This is a genomic window from Microbacterium sp. B19, assembly GCF_000333395.1.
GTDB lineage: Bacteria > Actinomycetota > Actinomycetes > Actinomycetales > Microbacteriaceae > Microbacterium.
Window position 1 is genome coordinate 1 of sequence record NZ_BADA01000136.1, and the last position, 6,661, is coordinate 6,661.

Below are 6,661 nucleotides of genomic sequence, written 5' to 3' on the forward strand. Positions count from 1 at the left end.
CGACCAGCGAGATCCCGCTGTCATCGCGCAGTTGCCGGTTCATCTCGTAGCGCAGACGCAGCTGCACCTTCATGAACGCGAACCATGCGCGAACGTCGGCGTCGTCCTCGAGGAACGCGTAGGGCGACTCGGCGGGGGCCGTTCACCCGCGACAGCGTCGTCACCGGGTCGGACTGCTCGGCCACACTCGCGACGTCGGCGATCGTCGTCGCGCCAGCGGCCGCCTGGGCGGCATCGGTCGGGACCAGCGGAAGCGCGGAGATCTCGGCGACGCTGGTGAGCTTGGCGCCCGTCTGGACCGTCAGGGTCTGGTCGTTCTCGGTGATCGAACCACCCGGGAACAGCACGCCGTTCGCTTCGAGGGCGTCGTTGATCGCCTGCTGACTGAAGCCCTTCTCCGCGAGGCGCGTGGGGTCGGGGGTGATGGTGACGCGCTGACCGGTGCCACCGACCACCTGTGCGGCGTTGACTCCCTTGACGTCCTCGAGGGCCGGGACGACGACCGTCTCAAGCGTCGACTGGATGTTCTGCGCGTCCGAGTAGCCGGTGACGGCGAGCTGGATGACGGGGAAGTCGTCGATGCTGGCCGACGCGACGGTCGTGTCCGCCGAGTCGGGGAGCTGGTCCTTGATGCGCGCGATCGCCGCGAGGATCTTCTGCTGCGCGGCGGCGAGATCGGTGCCGTACGTGAAGGAGGCGGACACGATCGAGGAGTTCGTCGTGCTCGTCGCGGTGGTGGACTCGAGTCCTTCGACCCCGCGGATGGCGCCCTCGATCGGCGTCGACACGTCGGCTTCGACGACCTCCGGAGAGGCGCCCGGGTACGTCGTGACGACCGCGAGCTGCGGGAACTCGATCGAGGGGATGAGCTCCTGCTTGAGGTTCGTCAACGCCAGGCCGCCGAACACGGCGGCCACGATGGTGACGAGGGCGATGAGCGCGCGATTGCGCAGACTGAGCACGGCCAGGTACGACACGCGGAGGCCCTTCGGTCGGCCGAGGACGGATGCCAGGGGCACCCGTCCGATACAGGAATGTATCGAGGCTCAGTATCCCACGGGCGTCGGGTCGGGCAGGCGGTCGCGAGATCGCTCCCAGCGACCCGTTACAGAAGGTGACCCAGAGCCAGGCCGAGCGCGGCCGCCAGAACGGATCCCACGAAGGACACCACCCCGTAGGACACCGCAGCGCGCGTGCGTCCCTCCTCCGCGAGCAGCGCCGTGGTCACCGCGACCGCGCTGAAGGTCGTGTAACCGCCGAGGAACCCGGTGCCGACGATCCATCGCCACACCTCGTCCACGACGAGCGGCGTCACCACCCCGAGCGCGAAGGCGCCGGTGAGGTTCACCACGAGGATCCCCCACGGGAAACGATCGCCGGTCCGTCGACGCACGAGGACGTCGAGGGCGTAGCGCGCGGCCGCGCCGAGCCCGCCGGCCACGACGAGCGCGAGGAAGACGAGGGGCGTCACGCCGTCAATCTACGCGACCGGCGCGCGGCGACCGTGCGGGCGCGGCGTCAGGCCTCGAGCGCCTCGACACGACGGCGGAGCTCGGCGGCCGTCTCCGCCCCCAGCTGTGCCGCCGCGAGCTGCAGGGCCGCGCTCGCGGTGAGCGTGCGCGCCACGAGGTACGTCGGGCTCTTCTTCAGGTCGGGGATGACGTCGAGGATGATGGCCTCGGCATCCGGGTCGGTCATCAGTTTCCCGAGCTTGACCTTGGCGAGGTCGTAACGAGCGGCCATTTCATCTCCTGCTCCGGTGACGTCGTCGTCACTCGCGGCCATTGTTGCACAAATGTGCTGTCATTCGACGGCGATCTCGCCCGAATCCGCCAGAGCGTTCGTCGTCACGAGCCGCACCACGGCGGGCAGCCCCGCGGCGATCAAGCGGCCGACCAGGAGCCCGAAAACCGGAGCGAGCGGACCCGAGATCTCGACGGCGTGCGTGACGGACAGACCGTTCGGGGTCGCGTGCATCCGGTGCGGGAACGACAGCGAGGCCCCCGGCAGACCGATCCGGAAGTTCATCGCGTAGCCGGGCTGCAGCTCGGTGAACACGATCTTCTGGGGCGGAGTGCCGTGGTTGACGACGCGACCGACGGCCCCGACGCGGACCGGAACCGGGAACGTCGCCTCGCGGAGATCAGGGTCGTCGATCGCCCAGTCCTCGGGGGTGGTCCATCGCTTCCACACCGCCTCGGCGGTCGCGGTCGTCAGGTGCGTGTACTCGCGGCGCCAGATCATGCGGCGTCTCCCGTCGTCTCGGTGTCACTCGCGGAGGCGTCGACGAGTCGCCGCGCCTCGAGGGCGGCGCGCTCCCCCGCACGCACCGCCCCGTCCAGGAAGCCGGTCCACCGGGACGCCGTCTCCGTGCCGGCCCACAGGATGCGCCCGACCGGCTCTGTCAGCGCGGACGCGTACGGCGCGACCACGCCCGGCCCCGGCGCCGCCGTCGGCCCTCCCGCGACCCACGGCTCGGCACCCCAGCGCTGGTCGATGTACCCCGTGGCATCCAGGGCCCGAGGACCGAAGAGATCCGCGAACGAGGACAGAGCACGGGCGCGACGCTCGGCCGGGGGCAGGTCGTCCCACTCGCGGGCGTAGCGGGCACCGATGAAGCCGAGGAGTACGCCGGGGACGTCGTCGCCGGGCGGGCTCGCGTCGAACGTGATGAACACCGGTCCCGTGTCGGAGAGGCCCTGACCGGACAGATCGCGCCGCCCGCCAGAACGGCTCGTCGTAGATCGCGTAGGCCTTCGACAGCACGCCCGCGGGCCAGCGCTGAGACAGCTGCGCGTAGCGCGGAGGCAGGGCCGGCGCGAACCGGATGCGCTCGCGAAGGGCCGGCGGCACGGCCACGATGACGGTGCGCGCCGCGATGCTCTCGTCCGCGGTCGCGACGACGACACCCTCCGCGGACGTCTCGATCCGCTGGACCGGCGCATCCAGGCGGAGCGCCGACCCGAGGCCGCGCGCGAGGCGGGCGGCGATCTCGTGCGACCCCTCGACGAAGTGCTCCTCCTGCGCACCGCCCTCGGTATCGAGCATCGACGACAGTCCCCCGGCCTGGTGGATGTAGTGCAGGACGTGCAGCAGCGAGATCTCCTCGGGCTCGCACCCCCACGTCGTGCGCCCGGCGATCGCGATGAGGTCGCGCGCGGCGGCCGAGGCGCGCGAGCGGGTCAGCCACGAGCCGAGGCTCTCGGCATCCAGGTCGGCCGCGTGGGGAGCGGCGGCCGGATCACCGAGCGGAACCGTCCGCGCCAGCCGGTCGAGCGACAGCTGGATGCGGCCGACGTCGAGCAGCCCGGCCCCGACCGGTGGAACGGTGCCCCGGTAGCGACGGTGGCGCCCGCGCCAGCGGATGACGTTCTCGCCCGCGGCGTAGGTCCGGTAGCGCGCCACCCCCATCTCGTCGGCGAGGGCGAGGATGCGGTCCTGCGCGGGGCCGACGAACGTTCCGCCGAGATCCACGTGGACCCCGTCGACATCGGCGGATGCCACGCGACCGCCGACGCGGGAGGAGGCCTCGAACACGCGCACCGACAGACCGAACTGCCGGAGACGGTGGGCTGCCGTCAGCCCGGACAGCCCGGCGCCGACGATGACGACGTCGACCTCGGGTTCGGGGCGAGTCACGGCTGCAGTCATAGGCTTGCTCCAATTCGGGTGCGAGGTCGACCGGGGAGGTCGACGAGGAGGACGCGGTGAGCGAGACGACGACGCGATCGATGCGCGCGCGGGGGCGCGCACGCCGTGAGCTGCTGCTGAACGCGACGCTCGAGATCATCGCGGAGAAGGGCATCTCGGCCGTCACGCACCGGTCGGTGGCGGCGGCCGCCGGAGTGCCGCACTCGTCGACGACGTACTTCTTCGACTCCCTCGACGACATGATCGGTGAGGCGGTGGCGCACGCCATGGGCGCCGAGTTCGAGCGCCTGCAGGAGTTCCGGACCCTGCTCGAGACGAACGCCGGCGCCACGGGTGCCGCGATCGACGAGTTCGTCGAGATCGTTCGACAGCAGTCCGACGAGAACGCCGTCGCGCAGTTCGAGATCTACCTGTTCGCGTCGCGTCACCCGGCGCTGCGCGTCCACGTCGAGCGCATCCTCGACGAGACCCGCCAGATCGCGGGCGCCGTCCTGCGCACGCACGGCGTGAACGATCCCCACGCCGCCGCTGCGGTGGTGGCCCTGATCGACGGCTACACCCTGCATCGCATCGCCCGTTCCGAGGTCGTCCAGTATCAGTCGCTCGCGCACGCCCTGCGCGCGGCCCTCATCGGCTTCGTGTCCCTCGCCGCCACCTCTTCCCTGGGCGACGCGGCACCGATCACCGAGTAGTTGGCGCAAATGTACAGGTTTCTCGGTCTGAATTTCGACACCAGGGACTGAGTTCACACTCTCGATACAAAACGCGGCACGTTTGTGCAATAAAGTGACCCGATAGTTGATCCCGATGCCGTGATCGACAGAAGGGCCGCCCGTGATCCGCTCCCACCCCTCCCGCCGTCCTCCTCGGCGCGCCCGACGGCTGCGTGTGTCGTGACCGCCGCCGAGCACCACTCGACGCTGGGGGCCTACGCCGAACCGACGCGCCCGGTCCGCGCGGGCTGGATCGCCGCCTTCGCGGGCGTCTGGCTGGGCTTGTGGATGGCGCAGCTCGTGCCCGTACAGGTGCTGCTGCCGCTGCAGATCGAGGCGCAGCACACGTCCGAGGACTGGCTCGCGTCACTGGTCGCCTACGGCATCGTCAGCGCGATCGCCGGCGCGTTCGTGGTGGTGGCGTACCCGATCGTGGGGGCGCTGAGCGACCGCACCCGTTCGCGGTTCGGACGCCGCCGGCCGTGGATCTTCGCCGGCGTGCTGCTGGTCGGGGCGGGCCTCGCGCTCCTCGGCATCCAGACCGAAACGGTCGGCACCGTGATCTGGTGGACCGTGACGATGCTCGGGTTCTGCATGGCATCCGCCGCCCTTACCGCGGTCATGGCCGATCGCGTGCCGGAGAACCAGCGCGGACTGGTGTCGGGCTGGATCTCGGCGCCGAACGCCTTCGGCATCCTGCTGGGGATCGTGCTGGTGACGGCGGTGTTCACGACCACCGCGACGGGATATCTCGCGCTCGCGGTGAGCGCGGTGGTGCTGGCGATCCCGTTCCTGCTGCGCCTGCACGACGTGCCGTTGACGCCCGACGAGGCGGCGATGCTCGGCCCGCTCACGCTCGGCGCGATCCTGTCGTCGATCTGGGTGGACCCGCGTCAGCACCCCGATTTCGTGTGGACGGTGGTCAGTCGGGTCCTGATCAACCTGAGCAACGCGATCGCGACGACGATGCTGCTGTACTTCTTCACCTTCGCCCTGCGAATGGACGACCCCACGGGGTTCCTCGTGTTCACGACGGTCATCTACATGGTCGTCACGATCGTCGCGTCGCTGGGGTTCGGAAAGCTCAGCGACGTGCTCGGCCGGCGCCGGGTCTTCGTGCTCGCCTCCGGCATCGCCCAGTCGCTCGCGGCGCTGCTGCTCGCGGTCGCCCCCGCGGAGGCGACGGCGATCGTCGGCGCGGTGCTCCTCGGGCTCGGCCAGGGCTGCTTCTTCGCGGTCGACCAGGCGCTCGCCACCCAGGTGCTGCCGTCCGCCGAGAGCCGCGGCAAGGACGTCGGCCTGATGAACATCGCGCAGGCCGGCCCGCAGGCGTTCGGACCACTCCTGGGCGCCGGGGCCGTCGTGCTGTTCGGCGGCTTCACGGGCCTGTTCATCGCGAGCGGCATCGCCGGGATCGTGGGCTCGGTGATGATCCTGCGGGTGCGCTCGGTGCGCTGACGGGCTCGGGCCGCCCGCCGCAGCCGGACACAACGAAGGAAAATCGGCGTCGCGCCCCATCCGGCGCCCCTGGATCCCGGGGTCGACGGGGGCGGGGTCGGCAGTTTTCCTTCGTTGTGTCCGACGCCTCACCCGTACAGCACGCGAATGATCCGGTCGACGATCCGGTCGACGCCGGGCGTGCGCCGCATCGTCGTCAGCGTCAGCAGCCGGAATCGCTGCCGCGTGATGGCCTTCGCCGTGGCGAACTCGCGCAGGCCGTCGGCGCCGTGGATGCGGCCGAAGCCCGAGTCGCCCACACCGCCGAACGGCAGCGCGGGGACGGCCGCGAACGCGATCACCGCGTTGATCGCCACCATGCCGCCGCGCAGCCGCGTCGCCAGCTCCTTGCCCCGTCGGCGGGAGAACACCGAGCCCGACAGGCCGTAACGGACGGCGTTCGCCCGCCGGATGGCCTCCTCCATGGATGCCACCCGGTTCACGACGAGCGTCGGCCCGAACGTCTCCTCGCGTACGGCCGTCGAGCGTTCGTCGACGTCGGTGAGGAGGATCGGGGGGATCACCGCGCCCTTCGCCGGGAGGCCGCCCGCGCGCAGGTTGCCGCCGGCGGCGAGCGCGTCGGTGACGTGCGCGCGCACGACGTCGGCCTGCCGCGCCATCGTGAGCGGGCCGAGGCGGGCGGTATCGTCCACGCCCGCCCGTAGTTCCGTCGTGAGTTCGGCGACCCGGTCGACGAACCGATCCGCGACGTCGGCGTGGACGTACACCCGCTCGATGCCGATGCACGTCTGACCCGCGTTCGAGTACGCGCCCCACACGGCCGCTTCGGCCGCGGCATC

6 protein-coding genes and 2 pseudogenes are annotated in these 6,661 nt (G+C 70.9%); 2 read left to right on the top strand and 6 right to left on the bottom strand.

The features are described 5' to 3' along the window. Positions 1 to 113: 113 nt before the first annotated feature. The 5 genes and pseudogenes from I5G_RS05120 to I5G_RS27180 form a co-directional block, all read right to left on the bottom strand. Positions 114 to 977, bottom strand: a pseudogene (locus I5G_RS05120) (efflux RND transporter permease subunit); the annotation flags it as partial. Positions 978 to 1,105: 128 nt separating this feature from the next. Next, positions 1,106 to 1,471 carry a fluoride efflux transporter CrcB gene (gene crcB / locus I5G_RS05125; RefSeq protein ID WP_022878102.1) on the bottom strand — a complete coding sequence of 122 codons (366 nt, stop codon included), beginning with the start codon at positions 1,469 to 1,471 and terminating at the stop codon, positions 1,106 to 1,108. A 47-nt stretch (positions 1,472 to 1,518) separates the two neighbouring features. Continuing rightward, positions 1,519 to 1,743, bottom strand: coding sequence for a hypothetical protein (locus I5G_RS05130; protein WP_022878103.1), 225 nt, complete (start codon positions 1,741 to 1,743; stop codon positions 1,519 to 1,521). A 60-nt stretch (positions 1,744 to 1,803) separates the two neighbouring features. Next, the gene (locus tag I5G_RS05135) at positions 1,804 to 2,244 is read right to left on the bottom strand and encodes a hypothetical protein (RefSeq protein WP_022878104.1); all 441 of its coding nucleotides are present in this window, start codon (positions 2,242 to 2,244) and stop codon (positions 1,804 to 1,806) included. Further along, positions 2,241 to 3,651 (bottom strand): annotated as a pseudogene (locus I5G_RS27180) (flavin monoamine oxidase family protein). Before I5G_RS27180 ends, I5G_RS05135 begins: the two are co-directional and overlap by 4 nt. A gap of 56 nt (positions 3,652 to 3,707) precedes the next feature. Here I5G_RS27180 and I5G_RS05145 point away from each other — a divergent pair. Then, positions 3,708 to 4,343 carry a TetR/AcrR family transcriptional regulator gene (locus I5G_RS05145; RefSeq protein WP_022878105.1) on the top strand — a complete coding sequence of 212 codons (636 nt, stop codon included), beginning with the start codon at positions 3,708 to 3,710 and terminating at the stop codon, positions 4,341 to 4,343. 201 nt (positions 4,344 to 4,544) lie between these two features. After that, positions 4,545 to 5,822: an MFS transporter gene (locus I5G_RS05150; RefSeq protein WP_022878106.1), complete on the top strand. Its 1,278-nt coding sequence runs from the start codon at positions 4,545 to 4,547 to the stop codon at positions 5,820 to 5,822. A gap of 128 nt (positions 5,823 to 5,950) precedes the next feature. Here I5G_RS05150 and I5G_RS05155 read toward each other — a convergent pair. Then, on the bottom strand, positions 5,951 to 6,661 hold a 711-nt coding region (locus I5G_RS05155; RefSeq protein ID WP_022878107.1), incomplete at its 5' end, for an aldehyde dehydrogenase family protein.